This is a genomic window from Vitreimonas sp. (assembly GCF_035627415.1).
GTDB lineage: Bacteria > Pseudomonadota > Alphaproteobacteria > Caulobacterales > Aquidulcibacteraceae > Vitreimonas.
The window spans coordinates 202,899-221,276 of sequence record NZ_DASPLU010000038.1 but is presented as its reverse complement, the minus strand read 5'-3'; the positions used below and the strand labels follow the sequence as shown (position 1 = coordinate 221,276).

Below are 18,378 nucleotides of genomic sequence, written 5' to 3'. Positions count from 1 at the left end.
CGCAGAATACCCTGCCCCGGCCTGACCGTCACCGCCCGAACTAGAATACATCGTCGAACCGGCGGCGGGAGCGCACCACGAGAGGCGCGGGCTCGCTCCGCCGCGGCGGGCGCCGCTCGGAGGACGTCTCCGGTCGAGCGGTCTGCGGCGCGCGCGGCCCGACGCGCAGCACCGCGGCTTGCGTGATCTTTTCCATGGCCGCGAGCCTGGACCAGCCGCGCGCAGGATCGATGCCGCCGCCGCGCACCCGCTGGTCAATTATCGTGCAGGAATTGTGCAGACGCGCGGCTATTCGAACGAGCCGCACTCGAGGAGGCCCTCTCGCACGGCCGTGATGATGCGTTTTGCGAGCACGCTGTCGCTGCTGGTTTGCGCGGCGAGAACGGTGGCGCCCACAAGCGCCGAGAGCACCAGCATGGCGTCGTCCTTGGGGCAGTCGAGCTGCTTGGAAAGGTCGGCGATGAGGCGGCGAATGCGCTGGGCGTACGCCTTCTGGATCGGCTCGCGCCGGGCGATGTCCGGGCCGAGCATCGCCATCGGGCAGGTCGGGCTGTCGGTGCGCGGATCGCCCTTGAGGAAGCGCCGCGCATAAGTCTCGAACGCTGCGTCGTCGCCCAAGGCGGTGATGAATTGCTGCAAATCCTCGAGCTTGGCGTCGATGGCGCGAATGCACGCTTCTTCGACCAAGGCTTCCTTGCTGGCGAAATGCGCATAGAAGCCGCCGTGCGTCAGCCCGCTCTCGCGCATGATCTCGTCGACTCCGACGCCATCGACGCCGCGCTCCTGAAATAAGCGGCTCGCCGTCTCCAGAATGCGAAGCCGGGTTTCTTCCTTCCGCTTCTGCGCCGCGGTAGCGCCTATCGCCGCGATCATCGATCCTCCCTGCTGCTTGGACGAAGCTTATGTGACGTCATACGCGCTCATCGGTTTCACAGATTTAACGTCCGAACGCCAAATTTTTTCGCGGCTCACCCCGCGCTCGCCTTGAACCAGCCCCTGCGGCGCCCAAATACGGGCTCCCAGCGCAACAGATGACGACCGTCATATGCCAGGACGAACGTCATTTGACATGACGATCGTCATTTCCCTGCGCCGGTCAAGGTATTTCGGGGATTGGTTCATGCAGCGGCTCACTTCTTTGCTTCAGCTCGGGCCCAAGGCGCGGCTCGGCGCCGGCGCGGCGGTGATCACGGCCGTCGGCTTCGCCGGCTTTCTGGCGATCCAGGGCGCTTCGTCGCAGGAAGCGCCGCCGCCGCCCCCGACGGTGACGGTCGCGCGCCCGCTGGTTGAATCGGTGTCGGGCTGGACCGAGCACAGTGGCCGCTTTGTCGCCGCGGCCGATGTGGACGTGCGCCCGCGCGTCAGCGGCTATCTCCAGCGCGTGCATTTCCGCGAAGGTCAAATTGTCCGTCAGGGCGACCTTCTCTTCACAATCGATCCTGCGCCCTTCCGCGCCGCGGTCGACCGCGCTCGCGCCGATGTGGCCCAAGCAGAAGCGCAGCGCGCGCGCGCCGGCAGCGAGTTTGCCCGCGCCCAGACGCTGCTCGAACTCGACGCGATCTCCCAAGAAGAGTTCGAAGCCCGCCGTGAGGCCGCCGCACAGGCGCTCGCCGGCAGGCTCGCCGCGGAAGCGGCGCTGCGTACGGCGCAGCTCGATTACGAGTACGCGCACGTGCGCGCGCCGATCACCGGCCGCATCTCCGATGCGCACGTTCACGCCGGCAATCTCGTCCGCGCCGGCGAGGACGTGCTGACGCGCATCGTCTCGCTCGACCCGATCCACTTCGAGTTCGCAGTGCCGGAATCGCTGCTCTCGGAGGCAGCGGCGACGCCTTCCGGCGAACCGCGCCGGGTGCTGCTCCAGCTCGAAGGCGAACCAGAGTTCCTCCACGAAGGCCGGCTCGACTTCGTCGACAACGCCGTCGATCCCCAGACCGGCACGATCCGCGGCCGGGCGAGCTTCGTGAACGCGAGCGGCGGATTCACGCCCGGGCAGTTCGGCCGCGTGCGCATCATCGCGCCGGACCAAACACCGTCCGTGCTCATCCCCGAAGTCGCCGTCAGCGCGGATCAATCGCACCGTTACGTGCTCGTGCTGAACGAGGAGAACATCGTCCAGTATCAACCGGTCGAACTCGGCCAGCGTGTGGGCGACGGGCTCCGCGTCGTCCGCACCGGCCTCGACGGCGACGAGCGCGTCATCATCAACGGCCTACAACGCGCGTTCCCCGGCGCGCCGGTGACGCCCCAGCCCGGTCAGGTGACGCTGACCGCGCACGCGCGCCAAGGCTGATCACTCCAGCACGAAGTCTCCCTCATGCGGTTCTCACACTTCTTCATCCGGCGCCCGATCTTCGCGTCGGTGCTGTCGATCGTCATCACGATGCTCGGCATCTTCGCGATCCCGACGCTGCCGCTCTCGGAATATCCCGAGGTCGTGCCGCCGACGATCACGATCAACGCCGTCTATCCGGGCGCGAGCCCCGAGACGATCGCCGAAACGGTCGCGGCGCCTATCGAGCAGGCGATCAACGGCGTCGAGGGGATGACCTACGTCACCTCGCATTCGACCGCGGACGGGCGGCTCTCGATCATCGCCACCTTCGAGCTGGGCGCCGATCTCGACGACGCGCAAGTGCAAGTGCAGAACCGTATCTCCACGGCCGAGCCGCGCCTGCCGGAAGAGGTGCGCAGGCTCGGGATTTCCGTGCAGAAATCCGCCGGCTCGTTCCTGCTGGTCGTCCACATGCTGTCGCCGGACGAGCGTTACGACCAGATCTACATTTCCAACTACGCCACGCTCAACGTGCGTGACCGCCTCGCTCGCATCGAAGGCGTCGGCGACGCGCAGGTGTTCGGCGCCCGCGACTACGCCATGCGGATCTGGCTCGACCCCGAGCGCATCGCCGCGCGCGGGCTCACCGTGACCGAGGTGCTGGCGGGATTGCGCCGGCAGAACATCCAGGTCGCGGCCGGCGCCATCGGCGGCGAGCCGCAGCCGAACGGCCAAGCGTTCGAACTCACCGTTGAAGCGCCTGGGCGCTTGGTCGAGCCGGACTCTTTCTCCAGCATCGTCGTCGCCACTGGCCAGGACGGCGCACTGGTGCGCGTGTCCGACATCGGCCGCGTCGAGTTGGGCGCTGCGGACTATTCCTCGGCGGCGCTGCTGCGCGGCAAGCCCGCCGTCGCCATCGGCATCTTCCAGCGCCCGGGCTCGAATGCGCTCGAAACCGCCGAGGCCGTGATCCACGAGATGGAAGAGCTCTCGGCCTCCTTCCCCGAAGGGCTGACCCACGAGATCGTCTACAACCCGACCGAATTCGTGGAGATATCGATCCACGAAGTGGAGATCACGCTGGTGATCGCCGTCGCGCTGGTGGTGCTCGTCGTCTTCCTCTTTCTGCAGAGCTGGCGCGCGGCGCTCATTCCGGTGCTGGCGATCCCGGTCTCCGTGTTCGGCACCTTCGCCGTGCTGGCGCTCCTCGGCGGCTCAATCAATACGCTCTCGCTGTTCGGGCTCATCCTAGCCATCGGCATCGTCGTCGACGACGCCATCGTCGTGGTGGAGAACGTCGAGCGTAACATCGCCCGCGGGCTGGCGCCCGACGAGGCCGCGCGCGTCTCCATGACGGAAGTGGGCGGCGCGCTCATCGCCATCGCGCTGGTGCTGACGGCCGTGTTCGTACCGGTCGGCTTCATTAGCGGCGTCGCCGGCGCGTTCTACCAGCAATTTGCGCTGACCATCGCCACCGCCACGTTGATCTCGTGCTTTGTGTCGTTGACGCTGTCGCCGGCGCTCTGCGCCATCCTGCTGAAGCCGCATGAGCATGGCGAACACGCCCGCACGTGGCCGCCGCTGCAGCGCTTCTTCGACCGCTTCAACGGCGCCTTCAACGCGCTGTCCGGCCGCTACGGCAGTACGACGCAAGTCATCGTCAGCCGGACGCCGCGCGTTGCAGTTCTCTATCTGGTGCTGCTCGCCGTCACCGCCGGCGCATTCATCATGTCGCCCAAGGGCTTCATCCCGCCGATGGACCGCGGCTACGGCTTTGCGCTCATCCAGCTGCCGGAGGGCGCGTCCGTGCAGCGCACGCGCGCCGTGGTCGAGGAAGCCTCGCGCCGCATCCGCGCCGTCGAGGGCGTGGAGAGCGACCCGGGTTTCGTCGGCCTCAACGCCGCCACCTTCACCCAGGCCACCAACTCGGCGACCATCTTCTTCGGCTTGACGCCGTTCGAAGAGCGCGCGCGGACCGGCCGCAGCGCAGATGAAATCCTCAACGACGTGCGCGCCTCACTCGCGACGCTCCAGGAAGCGCAGACGCTGGTGCTCGGGCCTCCCGCCGTGGACGGCATCGGCAACGGCTCCGGCGTCAAGATGATGATCCAGGACCGCGACGGTCAGGGCTACGCGGCGCTGGCGCAAGCGGCGCAAGCGATGATGATGGAGGCGAACCAGACGCCGGGCGTCGCCGGCGCCTTCACGCTGTTCGAAACGCGGACACCGCGGCTCCGGATCGAGATCGATCGTGACAAGGCCGAGGCCATGGGCGTGCCCGTCTCCGAGATCAATCAGGCGCTCGAAGTCTATCTCGGCTCGGCCTACGTCAACGACTTCAACTTCCTCGGCCGCACCTTCCGCGTCACCGCGCAAGCCGACGGGGCGTTCCGCGCCAGCGCCGATGATCTCTCGCGCTTCTGGGTGCGCAACGCTGAAGGCGGCATGGTCCCGCTTTCGACGCTCGTCACCGCCAGCGAATCCGCCGGCCCTGCCCGCGTGCCGCGCTACAACCTCTACCCCGCGGCGGAACTGATGGCAGAGGCGGCGCCTGGCACATCGTCGAGCGAATTGATCGCGCGCCTGGAGGCCGTCGCCGAGCGCGTGCTGCCGCAGGGATTCGACTACGAATGGACGGAGATCGCCCATATCGAACGGACAGAGTCCGGCAACACCATGATCGTGTTCGTGCTGGCCGCCTTCTTCGTCTTCCTCGTGCTGGCGGCGCAGTATGAAAGCCTGACGCTGCCGCTCGCGGTGATCCTGATCGTGCCGATGTCGATCCTCGGCGCGCTCGTCGGACTCTTCATCCGTGGGCTCGACGTCAACATCTTGACGCAGATCGCGCTCATCGTGCTGGTCGGCCTCGCCGCGAAGAACGCGATCCTGATAGTGGAGTTCGCCAAGCAGCTCGAAGACCACGAAGGCCTTTCGCCGATGGAAGCGGCCACGCGCGCCGCTGGCCTGCGCCTGCGGCCGATCCTCATGACCTCGGCCGCGTTCATCCTGGGCGTCGCGCCGCTGGTCTTCGCCACGGGCGCCGGCGCCGAACAGCGTATCGCCATCGGCACGGCGGTGTTCGCCGGCATGATCGGCGTCACGCTGCTCGGGCTTCTGTTGACGCCCAGCTTCTACGTCATCACCCGCAATCTCTCGCGCTACCTGCCGCGCACACGGCGCGGCGCGGCCGAGGTTCCGGCGGAGTAACACGCATGTCTCGCCCACTCATCTTCGCATCGGTCGCGCTCGTGGCGCTCGCCGCAGCCTGCGCCAGCAATCCTTCGCCCGACGCGGCTCCTGCACTGCAAACGATCCCGCCCGTCTTTGCCGACGCGCCGGCGAACACGGAGGCGGCGCCGCAGAGCGAGTGGTGGCGCGGCTTCGGCGACGAAACGCTCAATCAGCTCGTCGCCCGCGCTCTGACGGAAAACCGCGACCTCCGCGCCGCCGAAGCGGAAGTGCGCCGCGCCCGCGCGCTCGCTAGCATCGAAGGCTGGCGGCTGCTCCCGTCCGGCACCGTCTCGGCCGCCGGCGGACGTGCGCGCGACATCAATCCCGTGGCGGAGTACGACTTCGCCGAAGCCGGCGCCGACATCTCCTGGGAGCTCGACGTGTTCGGGCGCCTGCGGCACGGCGCGCGCGCCGCGGGTCGCGAGGCGCTCAGCGTCGAGGAAGCGCGCCGCGGCGTGCGGGTCGCCATCGCGACCGAGACCGCCATCGCCTACGCCAGTCTGCGCGGCGCCCAGATGCGCTTGGCCGCCGCACGCGCCAACGCCGAGAGCCAACGCCAGACCCTCATCCGCAGCGAGGCGTTGCGCGAGGCCGGCCGCGCCAACCCGTTCGACGTCGCCCGCGCGCGCGAGCAGTACGAGACGACTGCAGCGGCCGTCGCCACGATCGAAGGCGAACTCGCCGCTTCCCGCAACGCGCTCGACGTGCTGGTGATGGGCATCCCCGCCGATCTCGACCTCGCGCCCGCCGCCCCGCCTGCGCCGCCGGCGAGTTTCAATCTCGGCTCGCCCGAAGAGCTGCTGCAGCGCCGCCCCGACATCCGCCGCGCCCGCGCCGTGCTCGAAGCCGCGACCGCGCGCACGGACGCCGCGCGTGTCGATTGGTGGCCGCGTCTTTCGCTGCTGGGTCTCGCCAGCTGGACTGGCGCCGACTTCGGCTCTGTCGGCGATAGTGACGGCTTCTCTTTCGTCGTCGGCCCGCGCATCGATTGGCCCGCGCTCGACGTTCGCCGCAATGCGCTGCGCACCGAAGCCGCGCGCGCCAACGCCGAAGCCGAGTTCCACCGTTACGATCAGATCGTCTACGCCGCCGTGCGCGACGTCGAGACCTCGCTCGCCAATCTGCGCGCCGCATCGGCCGCGGCCGAAGCCTCGGCCCGCGCCGCCGAAGCCGCGCGCGAAGCTGCGCGCATCTCGCGCCTGCGCTATCGGGAAGGCATGGAATCCTTCTTCAGCGTCCTCGATTCCGAACGCCGCGTCGCCGAAGCCGAAGATCGCCTCGCCCTCGCCGGCGCCCGCCGCGCCATCGCCTACGCGCGCCTCGGCCAAGCGCTGGGCGCCGGTTGGTCGGAGTAAGCTGAAGAGCTAGGGGAATGGTGCCGCCTGCGTGACTCGAACACGCGACCTACGCATTACGAATGCGCCGCTCTACCGGCTGAGCTAAGGCGGCTCCTGGCCCGGACCGGCCCTTGGCGGGCGGCCCGGCGGAAGGGCGGTTTCCTAGACGGAGCCGGGCTCAAGGGCAAGGGCGGCGGGGCGCCTCAGGGCTGCGCGCCGGCCTCTTCCGCCGCCGGCGGCAAAGCCCGGGGCGGGATGTCGTCGAGCGGCACCCCGCGCGGCAGCGAACCGAGCACCCAAAGCCACAGCATCGGCAGCATGGCGAGGATGATCACCAGTTTGACCAGCGGCACGAAAGCCAGATCGTCGAACGGCGTCGGGATAGCGATCAGCGCGTAGGCCAGCGCGCCGAACGCGAGCAGCGCCGCCAGCAGCAGGAAAAAGTAGCGCTTCGGCGTCTCGCCGATCAGCACCCGCATGCCGGGCCGGGCCGCCTGCAGCTGCGTCAGGGCCGCGCGCACGAAGGCGGCGTAGCTCTCGCTGCGCTGCTCGAAACTGCGCGGGCCGAGGAAATGGGCGTTGTCGATCTCGATCTTGCGCGCGTGCTTCGGCTGCAATTCGAACACGTAGCGCCACGGCCGGAACCTTCCGGGCTCATGACATAGGCGCACGCTCATCATCTCCGACCAGAGATAACGGCGCTCGCGCCCCGAGGCGCCGCGGCTCACCAGCGCGTCCTCTTCGACGCGCCACTCCCGCTCGCCGCGCGAAATGGCCCCCGCTCTACGGCGATAGATAACCGGCTCCATGGGCTCCAGGCAGTTGCAGCGTCCTCGCAGCACAGGGGTAGATTTCGCGCTGCGCGCGGGCAAGTGCGCGAAGCGATCACGTTTGCACGATGACTAGGCTTTCGCCCGTGAGGCGCTTAGGCTTGCGGCCATGATCGAACTTGTCATCGCCCAGCGGCGAAAGGATCTCGGCGGCTTCGAAGTGGGGCGCGTGCTGCCGTTCGCGCAGCGGCGCATGGTCGGCCCATTCGTGTTCTTCGACCATATGGGGCCGGTAGAGTTCGCGCCGGGCATTCCGAAGAACGTCGACGTGCGCCCGCACCCGCACATCGGTCTCTCGACCGTCACCTATTTGTTCGACGGCGAGATCATGCATCGCGACAGCGTCGGCTCCGAACAGCCGATCCGGCCCGGCGAACTGAACTGGATGACCGCCGGGCGCGGCATCACCCATTCCGAGCGGTTCGAGAAGGGCCGCCGCGAAGGCGGGCACATGCATGGCATCCAGGCTTGGGTGGCGTTGCCGGAGAAGGACGAGGAAACCGATCCGTCGTTCACGCACTACGGCGCGGGCGATCTGCCGACGTTCGAAGAAAGCGGCGCCTGGGGACGCTTGATCGCCGGCGCTAGCATGGGCCTTGCCTCGCCGGTGAAGACGCATTCGCCCATGTTCTACGTGCATTGGGTGCTGACGCCGGGCGCTTCAGCGGCCGTGCCGGCGGACTATACGGAGCGTGCGCTCTATGTTGCCCAAGGCGCGCTCGAAGTCGAAGGCCAGCGTTTCGACGAAGGACACATGCTCGTCTTGGCGCCCGGAGAGACGGTGAGTTTCCGCGCCGAGACGCCGGCGATCGTCATGGCGCTGGGCGGCGAGCCGATCGGGCCGCGTTTCATCGAGTGGAATTTCGTCCACTCCTCGAAAGAGCGGATCGAGCAAGCGAAGGCGGATTGGCGCGCCGGCCGCATGAAACTGCCGGACTTGGATCACGACGAGTGGATCCCGCTGCCGGAGCCGGCGCCGCCGCCGAACCCGATGTCGTGATCAGGGCGCCGGCAGGCGCTCGTCGAGGCCGAGAATGAGCCCGCGCGCGCCGGCGATTCCGAGTTCGAGGCTCTGCGCGATCATCCGCGCGCGGGCGACGAACAGATCCGCTGCCGCGCCGCACTCGCGCTGCGCCGCGGCTTCGAACAGGCCGAGCCAGCGATCGAAATGGGCGCCGCCGACCGGCAGCGGCGCATGCATCGGCATCGGCCGCCCGCTATAGCGGCCGCTGCGCAGCATCACCGAGGACCAGAACGCGCACATGCGCTGCAGGTGCGGCTCCCAATCGGAAATCCGCGCCTCGAAGATCGGCCCGAGCACTTCGTCGGCGCGGATGTCGCCGTAGAAGGCGCGCACCAGGCGCTCGATCATCTTTTCGTCGACTCCGGCGGCGATGGCGTCGAGCACGTAATCCGGGCGTTGGGTTTGCAGCATGAACCCCAATGTAGGGACTCACACGCACGGCGCGAACTCCGTCATCTCGCCGCGGCGCGCGCGTAGGCGGTTACGCCTCGCCGAGCAGGCTGCGCGCCCGCGCGGCAACGGGCGCGTCGATCATGAGTCCGTTCAGCGCGGTGACCGCCTTCCCCTGGTGCAGCGCCTCTTCCCACGCCGCCAGCACGGCGCGGGCGCGCTCCAGCTCTGCGGCGCTCGGACGGAACACATCGTTCGCGACTTCGACTTGTGCCGGATGGATGCAGAAGACGCCGGCGGCGCCAATGCGGCGCGCCTTCCTCAGCCCGGCGCGGTAGCGGTCGAGGTCGCGGTATTCGGCGATCGAGACCGGGGCGGCGTAGGCGCGCTTGCGGGCCGCCGCCGCAGCCAGGACCAACTGGCGCACAGGCAGGTCGAGCGCCTCCTCGTCCGCAGCCGCGCCGATATCGGCGGCGAAGTCCTCGCTGCCGAACGCGAGCGCGCTTACGTCCGGCGTCGCGGCGATGGCCGGCGCGTCGAGCACGCCGCGCGCGCTTTCGATCAGCGCGATGAGTTGCGTGCGGCCGGGGTCCACCCCGGCTGCGCGTTCGGCCTCGCGCAGCAATTGCGCCACTGCTAGCGCGTCATCGGCGCAGGCGATCTTCGGCGCGACGACGCCTTCGATCGCGCCGCCCGCCAGCGCCGCCAAGTCTTCCGCAGCGCCAAAACCGGCGCCGTTGATGCGCACCCACACGCGCGCGCCCGCGGCGGTCAAACCGGCGGCGGCGGCGCCGACGCATGCGCGCGCGGCGTCCTTTGCGTCCGGCGGCACGGTGTCCTCGAGATCGAGGATGATCGCGCCCGCGCCGCGCTCATGCGCGCGCGCCAGGCGTTTCGAGTCGGTCGCCGGCACGAAGAGAAAGCAGCGCGGCATCAGCTGACCTTGGCGCTCATCACGGTCTCTCCCGCGGCGTTGCGGCACCAGAGCTCGTCGCCGCTCGCACAGAGCATCGCCTGACCGCCGGCGAACAATGGCCGCTCCGCCCGGAACGAAAACGAGCGCGGCGCGGCAGCGGCGCCGGCGCGCAGATAGTGATCCATCAGCAGCGTCGCGATCAGCGGCCCTTGCGCCACGAGTTCCGGATAGCCCTCCTGCGCGGCGGCGTAAGCCTGGTCGTAGTGAATGCGATGCGCGTTGAAGGTCAGCGCCGAGTAGCGGAACAGCAGCACCGGATCGGGCTCGATCACGCGCTCACGTTCCGCGCGCTTCGTTTCCGGCGCCAACGGCTTCGGCGCAGAAGGCGCGACATCGCGATAGACGATGTCCTGCTCCTCCTCGATCGCAAGCGCGCCGTTCGCTTTGATGGTGTGGGCCACGGTGACGAAGACGAGCGGCCCGCTCGATCCCGCCTTTTCGGTCACGCCTCGGATCGTGGAGGTTCGTTCGACGCTGTCGCCCACGGCGAGCGGCGCGTGGAACGTCATCCGTCCCGCCGCCCACATCCGCCGCGGCAACGCGACCAGCGGCAGAAAGCCGCCGCGCGCCGGATGACCGTCCGGCCCAAGCTCACTCTGCGGCGCCGTCGGCAAGAAATAGAGCCAGTGCGCCAGCGGCGGAATGGCGCCTTCCATCCAGCGTTCGGGGTCGTGGTCGAGCAGCGCCGCGAGCCCGCGCAACGGCGCCGGCGCGATAACATCGCGCTTGCTCTCCACTCGACCGATCCAGGCGCTGTAGTCCGGCGCGCTCATCAGAACGACTTCGGCAGGCCGAGCACATGCGTGGCGACGTGGCTCAGGATCAAATTGGTGGAGATCGGCGCCACCTGGTAGAGACGCGTTTCGCGGAATTTGCGTTCGATGTCGAACTCTTCGGCGAAACCGAAACCGCCATGGGTCTGCACGCACATGTCCGCGGCGCGCCAGGACGCCTCGGAGGCAAGCATCTTGGCCATGTTCGCTTCCGACCCGCACGGCAGCCCGGCGTCGAACATCTCCGCCGCCCGCTGCACCATCAGCGCCGCTGCGCTGCTCTCGACGTGCGCGCGCGCGATCGGGAACTGCACGCCCTGATTGGCGCCGATCGCACGGCCGAACACCTCCCGCTCCTTGGCGTAGGCGCTGGCGCGGTCGACGAAGAAGCGGCCATCGCCGATGCACTCCGCCGCAATCAGGATACGCTCGGCGTTCATACCGTCGAGGATGTACTTGAAGCCGTTGTTCTCCTCTCCGATCAGATTCTCGGCCGGCACTTCGAGATCGTCGAAGAAGAGTTCGGTGGTCGCATGGTTGATCATGGTGCGGATGGGGCGAATCGTGAGTCCTCTGCCCACCGCCTCGCGCAAATCCACGATCAGCACGCTCATGCCGTCGCTCTTCTTCGCCACCTCCTCGCGCGCTTTGGTGCGGCAGAGCAGCAGCATGAGATCCGAGTGTTCGGCACGGCTGATCCAGATCTTCTGGCCGTTGACGACGTAGCGGTCGCCGGCGCGTCGGGCGAACGTGCTAATGCGCGTCGTATCGGTGCCGCTCACCGGCTCGGTGACGCCGAACGCCTGCAAGCGCAGCGCGCCCGATGCGATCTGCGGCAAGTACTTCTGCTTCTGCGCTTCGCTGCCGTGCCGCAGCAGGGCGCCCATCGTGTACATCTGCGCGTGCGCAGCGCCGCCATTGCAGCCGGCGCGGTGGACCTCCTCGAGCACCGCCGATGCCGCGGCGACGCCTAGGCCCAGCCCGCCATAGGCTTCCGGAATGAGCGCCGACAGATACCCAGCCTCGGTGAGCGCGCGCACGAACGCCGTCGGGTACGCACGCTCGCGGTCGAGCTCGCGCCAGTAAGCGCCGGGAAAATCGGCGCACAGTTTGCGCACCGCTTCGCGGATCTCGGGATAGGTGGCGGATGGATCGGCGATGCTCATGGTCTACTTCATCCTAGTGCCGAGCAGCCGCGCCATCCACCGCCGCGCCGTCGAGGGCGCTGCGCCATGCCGCAGAAAGCGCGGCGCGATGCTCGGGCGCGGCGACATCAATCAATCGCGCCGCCCGCGCCGCATGACCCAGCGCGCGCAAATCGGCGATCCCGTGTTCGGTGACGACGACGTCGAGATCGAAGCGCGACAGCGAAACCGGCCCTTCGCCGGCGCCCGGGGCGACGATGCGGCTTGCGCCGTTCTTTCCGGTCGCCGGCAGGACGATGACGCGCAGCCCGCCGGCGAGCTTGGCCCCGCGGGCAAACTCGGGCGAGCCGCCCGGACCGGAGATCGGGCCATCCGCCGTCGCCTCGGCATAGGCTTGACCGAAGAGGTCGACCTGCAGCGCGCCGTTTATGCTGGCGAAGTCGCGCAGGCCGCTCATCGCCAGCGGCGCATGAGTGTGCGAGGCCGGCCTGAATTCGAAGCGCGGCGAAGCAATCGACGCATAGAGGCGCTCGCCGCCCAGCGCCAAACCTGCAACGATCGGCGCATCCTCGAGCGCGCCCGCCTCCATCAGCTCGAGCGCCCAGTCCCCCACCAGACCAGAGTGCACGCGCAAGTCGCGCTTTGCCGACAGCGCGCGCATGCAGGCGCCGGGCAGTTTGCCAATGCCGGCTTGCAGCGTCGCGCCGTCCCCGATCAGTGTTGCAGCATGCGCCGCGATAGCCTGAGCCACTTCGTCGTCGCGTTCCGGCGGCGCGGTCGGCAGCGGCGCTTCGGCTTCGACGACGTGCGTCAGCGCCGCGCGTGGAACGCCCGCGTGCCCGAACGTGCGCGGCGTGCGCGCATTGAGATGCCCGACGCGTACAGGAATCTCGGGCCACAGCTCGGCGAGGAAATCGACGGCCGGGCCGAAGCTGCAAAGGCCGTCGGCATCCGGCGGCGAGAGCATCGCGATGCACGCGTCCAACCGCTGCGCGCGCAGATGGGCGCCGATGTCAGTGTAGGAGAGCGGCAGGAACTCGACGGCGCCGCCCGCGCGCCGCAGCTGCGGCGTCATGAAGAAGGTGGTGACCCGTACGCCGTCCTCGGCGCCGTAGCTGCTAGTGTTGACGCCCGGAAACAAGACGCCAACGACGTGCAGATCGGCGCGTCCCGACCGGGCGATCGCCTCCGCCAGCAGCTGGCTTTCGCCGGCGCCGCCCTGCGCAAGCACGCGCGCGCCACGCGGCAGAGCGGCGATGATCTCGTCCGGACTCACGCGCGTTCGAAGATCGCAGCCAAGCCCTGGCCGCCGCCGATGCACATCGTCTCCAGCCCGTAGCGGCCGTCGCGGCGGCGCAGCTCGCGCACCAGATTGGCGAGGATGCGCCCGCCAGTGGCGCCGATCGGATGGCCGAGCGAAATGCCGGAGCCGTTGACGTTGAGCTTGTCGCGGTCGTCCCAGCCCCAGCCCTTCAGCACCGCCAGCACTTGCGGCGCAAAGGCTTCGTTAAGTTCGACCAGGTCAATGTCTTTCCAACCGAGCCCCGTGCGCTTGAACAGACGTTCGACGGCGGGCACGGGGCCGATGCCCATGCGCGAAGGATCGCAGCCGGCCGCCGCCCAAGAATGAAACCACGCCATCGGTTCGAGCTTCAGCTCCTCGAGCTTGTCTTCGGCGACGACGAGGCATGCCGCGGCCGCATCGTTCTGCTGGCTCGCATTGCCGGCGGTGACGATGCCGCCCTTCTCGATCGGCTTCAAAGCGCCGAGCGTCTCCATCGAGGCGTCGGGGCGGAAGCCCTCGTCCTTGGCGAAGAGTTCGGCTTCGCCGCGTTTCTTTGGGACCGATACCGGCACGAGTTCGTCGGCGAACTTGTTTTCCGCCCACGCTTGCGTCGCGCGCTTGTGGCTCATCACCGCGTAGGCGTCGGCCTGTTCGCGAGTGATTCCGTAATCCTTGGCGAGGTTCTCAGCCGTTTCGATCATGCCGCTGATGACGCCAAAGCGGGCGATCGGCTGTGACATGACGCGGCCCCGCGCGAGGCGGTCGTGCATGATCGATTGGCCGGCGCGCGCGCCCGAGCGGAGGTCGGTGGAGTAATACTCGACGTTGCTCATGCTCTCGACGCCGCCGGCGATGACGATGTCGGCGGCGCCGGTCTGCACCATCATCGCCGCGTCGATCACCGACTGCAGGCCCGAGCCGCAGCGGCGGTCGAGCTGGTACCCCGGCACGTTGAGCGGCAGGTCCGCCGCCAGCGCCGCCCAGCGCGCCACGCACGGCGCCTCGCCGTTGGCGTAACCCTGCGCGAATACGACGTCGTCGATGCGTTCGGGATCGACGCCGGTGCGCTCGACCAGCGCCTTCAGCACCACGGCGGCGATCTCGCCGGCCGGCATCGGCGCGAGCGCGCCCTGAAACCTGCCGACCGGCGTACGCAACGGGCTGACGATGGCGGCTCTACGCATGATCTTCCTCGGCTGATTTTTGACTCTTATACGCCACAACGCCGCCGGTGAAATCTGCCGCAACGACAACGTTTCGCCGCTCAGGCCGCAGTCAGAGCCGCCACCACATTGGCGACCGTGCCGTTTACTGTTTCGGTGGCGGCGATGCTGCGAAACAGGATGATTGTCTTGCCGTGGCTGTCGCGGACGGCGGCGACTTCGTCTGGATTGATGTGGACTTCGAGCCGAGGATCGGCCGCCGAGACGAACTTCACGAATTTGGCCATGCGCTGCTCCCGGCCGAATCACTCGGCCCCATCGCGCTTATGGGCCCAGCGTCTGCGCTCCGGATGCTATTAATTGGACGCTCGATGGCGAAGCATGTTAGGATTTCGCCATCAGCAACAAGAACGATCGCTCCAGGCGCCCCCCGCGAGGGCGCGCCAGATTGCGCGCGACTTTGCTGGTTGGATCAGCGCGAGAAGAGCCAGTGCCATTCATCGTCAATTCATCGCCGGGGCCTGGCCTTCGCTTCGAACCGAGCGTGACCCTTCCGGATGCGAAAGCGGCGCTCGGATGGGCCGTCGGGCTGGAGCGTCGCGGCATGCGTCTCATCCGCATCCGCGATACCGAGACCGGCGCGGTGTTTGATGAGAAAAGTCTGCGCGAGGAGATCAAGCGCTTGCAGAGCACGGCATGAGCAAGCTCCGGCTCCTGCAGGCGGCCACAGCGGCGGACAAGGCCTGGATGGCTGAAGTCGCCGCCGTGTTCGGCGAACGGGAGGCCGGACTAGCGCGCTTTCATGGCCGCGCGACGGGGGAGCCCGGCTCGCGGCTGCGCGAACTCTACGACGAGTATGTCAAAGCGCGGGATGCTTACGACGCGCAGTGAGGATATCAGGAATGGCTGGACTATCCGTTGTGAGCGTCGCCGACCGTGCGGGCTTCTACACGTTCGCCGCGGCGCTACGCGCGAGCGATCACTTTGACAAGCTGGAAGGCGCAGGCGCGTTCACCGTGTTCGCGCCGTCGGATGCCGCGTTCAACACCATGTCCGCGGTGGCGCTCGACAACTTCCTACGCCGAGACCGCGAGCGGCTGCACATCGTGCTTGGCTATCACATCGCCGCCGGCCGTGTGGCGGCGTCACGGTTCGCCGACAAACGCATACGCGCGGTGATGCAAGCCGGCGGAGACGTGATCATTGACGGACGCTCGGGTTTGCGCGTGAACGCTGCGCGGGTGATCAAGCCGGACCTGGGCGCCGCCAATGGCGTGGTGCATGGCATCGACGCCTTACTTCGGCCTCGCGAGGCGGCGGCCGGGCTGGCCTAGGCGCACTTATAGTGAACTGGCGCACCCAAGAGGATTCGAACCTCTGACCTCTGCCTTCGGAGGGCAGCGCTCTATCCAGCTGAGCTATGGGTGCGGGACGGCAGGCCTCATAGCCGAGCTTTGCGGCAAAGGCGAGCCTTGCCAAGCGCCAAGCTCTCCGCGACGCAGGAGGCGTGCGCACTTTATTCACCACCCTGCTCGCCGCCGCGGCGCTCGCCCTCGCCGCCTGCGAGGCGCCCGAGAACCGGGGCGAGCCGGCGATCTGGCGCATTGCCGACGCCGACAGCGAAATCTGGCTTTACGGCACGGTGCACCTGTTGCCGCCGGACCTACGCTGGCGCGGCCCTCGCTTCGAGGCGGCGTTCGGCGCGGCCGAAGAGCTGGTGACCGAGACCGACACCGGGGAAGCGGCTTCGGCCGAACTGGCATCGCTGGCGCGGCGTCTGGGCGCGCTGCCGGAAGGCGAGCGGCTGTCGCAGCGGCTGCTTCCCAGCCAAGAGGCGGCGCTGCATGACGCCGCCGATCGCCTAGGGCTCGATTTCGGCCTGCTCGACCGGCAGCGGCCATGGCTGACGGCGCTGCAGCTGTCGTACGCCGCGGCGCTGCGGGCCGGACATCGGCCGGAAGCGGGCGTCGAGGCCGCGTTGCTGGGGCAGGCGCAGCGGCGGCGCATGCGCGTCAGCCATCTGGAGACGCCGGCGCAACAAGTGCGCGTGCTGGCCGAGCTCTCTGCCGCGGACGAGATGCGCTTCCTGCAGCTGACGCTGGCGGACATCGAGGCGGGACCTGCCGCGATGGACGCGATGGATCGAGCCTGGGCGCGCGGCGATGTCGACGCGCTGGAGCGTCTGCTTGCTCCCGAATGGCAAGCGGCGGGGCGCGGCATCCATGAAGCCGTGATCCTCGAGCGCAATCGCGACTGGGCCGATCAGATCGAAGCCCGGCTCGCCGGATCGGGACGCGTCTTCATCGCCGTCGGCGCAGCGCACCTCGTCGGTGAAGACAGCGTCGTCGATCTGCTGCGCCAGCGCGGAATTGCGGTCGAGGGACCTTAGCCCGTCATCTTAGCTCGCGGGCGGACGGACGATGCGGCCTTGCAGGTTCTGCTGCACTTCGCGCGCGTCGAACGCATTTGGATCGTTCGCTGGCTTCGGACCGCGGAACATCGCCACTTCGGCCATCGCTTCGTAGCGCGTCACTTCGCGATAGCTGGACGGTTCATCCCAGAACGGATCGTACCACGGGCTCCAGCCGCGCCGCGGCGAGAAGTACCAATAATCGAAGCCGAAGCGCGGACGATAAGGGCCGGTCGACTGCAGCCGCGAATGCTCTTCGGTGTCGCGGTTAGCGACGATGAAATAATCGTAGCCGCCCTGCAGCGTGAGTTCGGCGGCGCGGTAGAGCAGATAGGTTTCGACCGTCTCGCGCTCCGTCAGCGTGTTGCCGCGGAACGTGATGCGGACGCGGTTGTTCTCGATCTGCTGCTCGGAGAAGCCGTAGGCGTTGTTCGCCGCACTTGGCTGATACGGGGTCGCGGTCGCGCACGCTGCCAAAAGCCCAGCCGCGGCCGCGAGCAGAAGCGCTCGCATGGGGATCTCCATCTCGTCCCTTGCCCAACGCAATATGGTGAACTGTGGTTCACCGCGCCAATCGCAAACAAGTGAAGTCAGTGGTGCAGAATGGGACCAGCTGCGCTGATTTTGGGCGGCGCGAGCGTTTCGCCGCTAGCCAAGCGGACAGAATGGATCACGGCGTCGATCTCGCGGCGCCAGAAATCCAGGAACTTGTGGATGCGCGGATATTCGGGCGCGAGGTCCAAAGTCTGCCACATGAAGCTCTGCAGCACGGAAGGATGGTCCGGCATGTAATAGAGCACTTCGGCAGTAGCCAATCGCCAGCCGTTGAGACGCAGTGTTAGCTCGTCGTGCCGCATGTCGCCTTCTATCTCTTGCTTAACAGACGCCTCGGCTGTCCTTTCAGTTCCTCAGTGTTCGAGCCTGACTGATCCGTCATTACAGCGTCAATACTTAAGCGCGGCTAGCAATCGCGCCGAGAGGCTGCCAAGCGTCGGCGTATTAACCATAAAAGGCCGCACATTTCAGCGTGGTGCGGCACGCGAAGCCGTCAGCGCGCGTTGAAGTCATCGCGCGCAGTCGCGCAAAATCGCAGCGCTCAGCTCAGCGCCCCGCTTCGAGCAGCTTCGCTTTCGCCATGCGGGCGGAGGCGAAGTGGCAGGCGAGATAGCCGAGCATGATCGGCGGGGCGCCGGCGGCGAGCGGCACGAACGGGGACGCCCCGTCCGAGGTCAGCGCCTGCGCCGTGAGCAGGAGCGTCATCGGGAAGCCGGCGGCAAGCAGGATAACCCCGGCCGTCGTGAGCACTCGCGCTTCGGCGCGCAGCGTTTCCGCATTGGGACGATTGGCACGCATGAGCGCCGAGCGTGCGAAAATCGCGCCACACGCGAACGCGCTCCGCGCGCATGGTGAACGTTGCACTTGCGCCGCGCGCTCACGCGCTTGTGTTGCTGAAAAAACGCGTTGGAATCATCGGGCGTTAATGCGGAGGAACTATATCGGGTGGAGGCGCGTCCCATTTCGCACCTCAACAACGACAAG

At 67.9% G+C, this 18,378-nt stretch carries 21 protein-coding genes and 2 tRNA genes; 8 read left to right on the top strand and 15 right to left on the bottom strand.

Annotated features, from left to right (window positions below):
* Positions 1–40: 40 nt before the first annotated feature.
* Together VEA80_RS19865 and VEA80_RS19860 are read right to left on the bottom strand one after the other, a co-directional pair.
* Entirely contained in the window at positions 41–196 is a 156-nt protein-coding gene (locus VEA80_RS19865) for a hypothetical protein (protein ID WP_325062538.1), read from the bottom strand.
* A 92-nt stretch (positions 197–288) separates the two neighbouring features.
* Positions 289–873 (bottom strand): TetR/AcrR family transcriptional regulator, encoded by a 585-nt coding sequence (locus tag VEA80_RS19860; RefSeq protein WP_325062537.1) that lies wholly within the window; start codon positions 871–873, stop codon positions 289–291.
* Between the two features lie 247 nt (positions 874–1,120).
* Here VEA80_RS19860 and VEA80_RS19855 point away from each other — a divergent pair, with 247 nt between their 5' ends.
* Genes VEA80_RS19855 through VEA80_RS19845 form a run of 3 tightly spaced genes read left to right on the top strand, consistent with a single transcriptional unit; the run spans position 1,121 to position 6,861 of the window.
* Complete coding sequence (locus tag VEA80_RS19855) at positions 1,121–2,293, top strand: efflux RND transporter periplasmic adaptor subunit (RefSeq protein WP_325062536.1); 1,173 nt, start codon at positions 1,121–1,123, stop codon at positions 2,291–2,293.
* Positions 2,294–2,317: 24 nt separating this feature from the next.
* Complete coding sequence (locus VEA80_RS19850; RefSeq protein ID WP_325062535.1) at positions 2,318–5,482, top strand: multidrug efflux RND transporter permease subunit; 3,165 nt, start codon at positions 2,318–2,320, stop codon at positions 5,480–5,482.
* A gap of 5 nt (positions 5,483–5,487) precedes the next feature.
* Positions 5,488–6,861, top strand: a complete 1,374-nt coding sequence (locus VEA80_RS19845) for a TolC family protein (protein ID WP_325062534.1) — start codon at positions 5,488–5,490, stop codon at positions 6,859–6,861.
* Between the two features lie 18 nt (positions 6,862–6,879).
* Here VEA80_RS19845 and VEA80_RS19840 read toward each other — a convergent pair.
* Both VEA80_RS19840 and VEA80_RS19835 read right to left on the bottom strand, forming a co-directional pair.
* Positions 6,880–6,955 (bottom strand) — tRNA-Thr (locus VEA80_RS19840).
* Positions 6,956–7,046: 91 nt separating this feature from the next.
* Entirely contained in the window at positions 7,047–7,652 is a 606-nt protein-coding gene (locus tag VEA80_RS19835; protein WP_325062533.1) for a hypothetical protein, read from the bottom strand.
* Between the two features lie 130 nt (positions 7,653–7,782).
* Here VEA80_RS19835 and VEA80_RS19830 point away from each other — a divergent pair, with 130 nt between their 5' ends.
* Positions 7,783–8,673 (top strand): pirin family protein, encoded by an 891-nt coding sequence (locus tag VEA80_RS19830; protein ID WP_325062532.1) that lies wholly within the window; start codon positions 7,783–7,785, stop codon positions 8,671–8,673.
* On the opposite strand, the gene VEA80_RS19825 is transcribed toward VEA80_RS19830, so the two are convergent.
* The 7 genes from VEA80_RS19825 to VEA80_RS19795 form a co-directional block, all read right to left on the bottom strand.
* Positions 8,674–9,108: a group III truncated hemoglobin gene (locus VEA80_RS19825; protein WP_325062531.1), complete on the bottom strand. Its 435-nt coding sequence runs from the start codon at positions 9,106–9,108 to the stop codon at positions 8,674–8,676. It abuts the gene before it with no gap.
* A gap of 70 nt (positions 9,109–9,178) precedes the next feature.
* Positions 9,179–10,069: a CoA ester lyase gene (locus VEA80_RS19820; RefSeq protein ID WP_325062530.1), complete on the bottom strand. Its 891-nt coding sequence runs from the start codon at positions 10,067–10,069 to the stop codon at positions 9,179–9,181.
* Positions 10,021–10,836: an FAS1-like dehydratase domain-containing protein gene (locus VEA80_RS19815; protein WP_325062529.1), complete on the bottom strand. Its 816-nt coding sequence runs from the start codon at positions 10,834–10,836 to the stop codon at positions 10,021–10,023. Before VEA80_RS19815 ends, VEA80_RS19820 begins: the two co-directional genes overlap by 49 nt.
* Entirely contained in the window at positions 10,836–12,002 is a 1,167-nt protein-coding gene (locus VEA80_RS19810) for an acyl-CoA dehydrogenase family protein (protein WP_325062528.1), read from the bottom strand. The genes VEA80_RS19815 and VEA80_RS19810 overlap by 1 nt, the downstream gene beginning before the upstream one ends.
* 13 nt (positions 12,003–12,015) lie before the next feature.
* The gene (locus VEA80_RS19805) at positions 12,016–13,257 is read right to left on the bottom strand and encodes an acetyl-CoA hydrolase/transferase family protein (RefSeq protein WP_325062527.1); all 1,242 of its coding nucleotides are present in this window, start codon (positions 13,255–13,257) and stop codon (positions 12,016–12,018) included.
* Positions 13,254–14,450, bottom strand: a complete 1,197-nt coding sequence (locus tag VEA80_RS19800) for an acetyl-CoA C-acetyltransferase (protein WP_325062526.1) — start codon at positions 14,448–14,450, stop codon at positions 13,254–13,256. The genes VEA80_RS19805 and VEA80_RS19800 overlap by 4 nt, the downstream gene beginning before the upstream one ends.
* Positions 14,451–14,530: 80 nt before the next feature.
* Complete coding sequence (locus VEA80_RS19795) at positions 14,531–14,716, bottom strand: hypothetical protein (RefSeq protein WP_325062525.1); 186 nt, start codon at positions 14,714–14,716, stop codon at positions 14,531–14,533.
* A gap of 203 nt (positions 14,717–14,919) precedes the next feature.
* On the opposite strand from VEA80_RS19795, the gene VEA80_RS19790 reads away from it, so the two are divergent.
* Genes VEA80_RS19790 through VEA80_RS19780 form a run of 3 tightly spaced genes read left to right on the top strand, consistent with a single transcriptional unit; the run spans position 14,920 to position 15,763 of the window.
* Positions 14,920–15,129, top strand: a complete 210-nt coding sequence (locus tag VEA80_RS19790; RefSeq protein ID WP_325062524.1) for a hypothetical protein — start codon at positions 14,920–14,922, stop codon at positions 15,127–15,129.
* Positions 15,126–15,320 carry a hypothetical protein gene (locus VEA80_RS19785; RefSeq protein WP_325062523.1) on the top strand — a complete coding sequence of 65 codons (195 nt, stop codon included), beginning with the start codon at positions 15,126–15,128 and terminating at the stop codon, positions 15,318–15,320. The genes VEA80_RS19790 and VEA80_RS19785 overlap by 4 nt, the downstream gene beginning before the upstream one ends.
* Before the next feature lie 11 nt (positions 15,321–15,331).
* The gene (locus VEA80_RS19780; protein ID WP_325062522.1) at positions 15,332–15,763 is read left to right on the top strand and encodes a fasciclin domain-containing protein; all 432 of its coding nucleotides are present in this window, start codon (positions 15,332–15,334) and stop codon (positions 15,761–15,763) included.
* 17 nt (positions 15,764–15,780) lie between these two features.
* Here the strand turns inward: VEA80_RS19780 and VEA80_RS19775 are convergent.
* Positions 15,781–15,857: transfer RNA gene (locus tag VEA80_RS19775), tRNA-Arg, on the bottom strand.
* A 79-nt stretch (positions 15,858–15,936) separates the two neighbouring features.
* Here VEA80_RS19775 and VEA80_RS19770 point away from each other — a divergent pair.
* A complete protein-coding gene (locus tag VEA80_RS19770) occupies positions 15,937–16,818 on the top strand; it encodes a TraB/GumN family protein (RefSeq protein WP_325062521.1) in 882 nt (293 codons plus the stop codon).
* A gap of 9 nt (positions 16,819–16,827) precedes the next feature.
* Here VEA80_RS19770 and VEA80_RS19765 read toward each other — a convergent pair whose 3' ends face one another.
* The 3 genes from VEA80_RS19765 to VEA80_RS19755 all read right to left on the bottom strand — a co-directional run bounded on the left by VEA80_RS19765 (position 16,828) and on the right by VEA80_RS19755 (position 18,192).
* On the bottom strand, positions 16,828–17,352 hold the full coding sequence (locus VEA80_RS19765) for a CC0125/CC1285 family lipoprotein (RefSeq protein WP_325062520.1): 525 nt from the start codon (positions 17,350–17,352) through the stop codon (positions 16,828–16,830).
* 77 nt (positions 17,353–17,429) lie between these two features.
* Positions 17,430–17,696, bottom strand: a complete 267-nt coding sequence (locus VEA80_RS19760; RefSeq protein WP_325062519.1) for an aspartate-semialdehyde dehydrogenase — start codon at positions 17,694–17,696, stop codon at positions 17,430–17,432.
* A 244-nt stretch (positions 17,697–17,940) separates the two neighbouring features.
* On the bottom strand, positions 17,941–18,192 hold the full coding sequence (locus tag VEA80_RS19755; RefSeq protein ID WP_325062518.1) for a hypothetical protein: 252 nt from the start codon (positions 18,190–18,192) through the stop codon (positions 17,941–17,943).
* Positions 18,193–18,378 lie beyond the last annotated feature (186 nt).

Bases quoted from the DNA above. Each gene is read 5' to 3' on its own strand.
- VEA80_RS19865 (WP_325062538.1), bottom strand. From the start codon at position 196: ATGGAAAAGATCACGCAAGCCGCGGTGCTGCGCGTCGGGCCGCGCGCG.
- VEA80_RS19860 (WP_325062537.1), bottom strand. From the start codon at position 873: ATGATCGCGGCGATAGGCGCTACCGCGGCGCAGAAGCGGAAGGAAGAA.
- VEA80_RS19855 (WP_325062536.1), top strand. From the start codon at position 1,121: ATGCAGCGGCTCACTTCTTTGCTTCAGCTCGGGCCCAAGGCGCGGCTC.
- VEA80_RS19850 (WP_325062535.1), top strand. From the start codon at position 2,318: ATGCGGTTCTCACACTTCTTCATCCGGCGCCCGATCTTCGCGTCGGTG.
- VEA80_RS19845 (WP_325062534.1), top strand. From the start codon at position 5,488: ATGTCTCGCCCACTCATCTTCGCATCGGTCGCGCTCGTGGCGCTCGCC.
- VEA80_RS19835 (WP_325062533.1), bottom strand. From the start codon at position 7,652: ATGGAGCCGGTTATCTATCGCCGTAGAGCGGGGGCCATTTCGCGCGGC.
- VEA80_RS19830 (WP_325062532.1), top strand. From the start codon at position 7,783: ATGATCGAACTTGTCATCGCCCAGCGGCGAAAGGATCTCGGCGGCTTC.
- VEA80_RS19825 (WP_325062531.1), bottom strand. From the start codon at position 9,108: ATGCTGCAAACCCAACGCCCGGATTACGTGCTCGACGCCATCGCCGCC.
- VEA80_RS19815 (WP_325062529.1), bottom strand. From the start codon at position 10,836: ATGAGCGCGCCGGACTACAGCGCCTGGATCGGTCGAGTGGAGAGCAAG.
- VEA80_RS19810 (WP_325062528.1), bottom strand. From the start codon at position 12,002: ATGAGCATCGCCGATCCATCCGCCACCTATCCCGAGATCCGCGAAGCG.
- VEA80_RS19800 (WP_325062526.1), bottom strand. From the start codon at position 14,450: ATGCGTAGAGCCGCCATCGTCAGCCCGTTGCGTACGCCGGTCGGCAGG.
- VEA80_RS19795 (WP_325062525.1), bottom strand. From the start codon at position 14,716: ATGGCCAAATTCGTGAAGTTCGTCTCGGCGGCCGATCCTCGGCTCGAA.
- VEA80_RS19785 (WP_325062523.1), top strand. From the start codon at position 15,126: ATGAGCAAGCTCCGGCTCCTGCAGGCGGCCACAGCGGCGGACAAGGCC.
- VEA80_RS19780 (WP_325062522.1), top strand. From the start codon at position 15,332: ATGGCTGGACTATCCGTTGTGAGCGTCGCCGACCGTGCGGGCTTCTAC.
- VEA80_RS19765 (WP_325062520.1), bottom strand. From the start codon at position 17,352: ATGCGAGCGCTTCTGCTCGCGGCCGCGGCTGGGCTTTTGGCAGCGTGC.
- VEA80_RS19760 (WP_325062519.1), bottom strand. From the start codon at position 17,696: ATGCGGCACGACGAGCTAACACTGCGTCTCAACGGCTGGCGATTGGCT.
- VEA80_RS19755 (WP_325062518.1), bottom strand. From the start codon at position 18,192: ATGCGTGCCAATCGTCCCAATGCGGAAACGCTGCGCGCCGAAGCGCGA.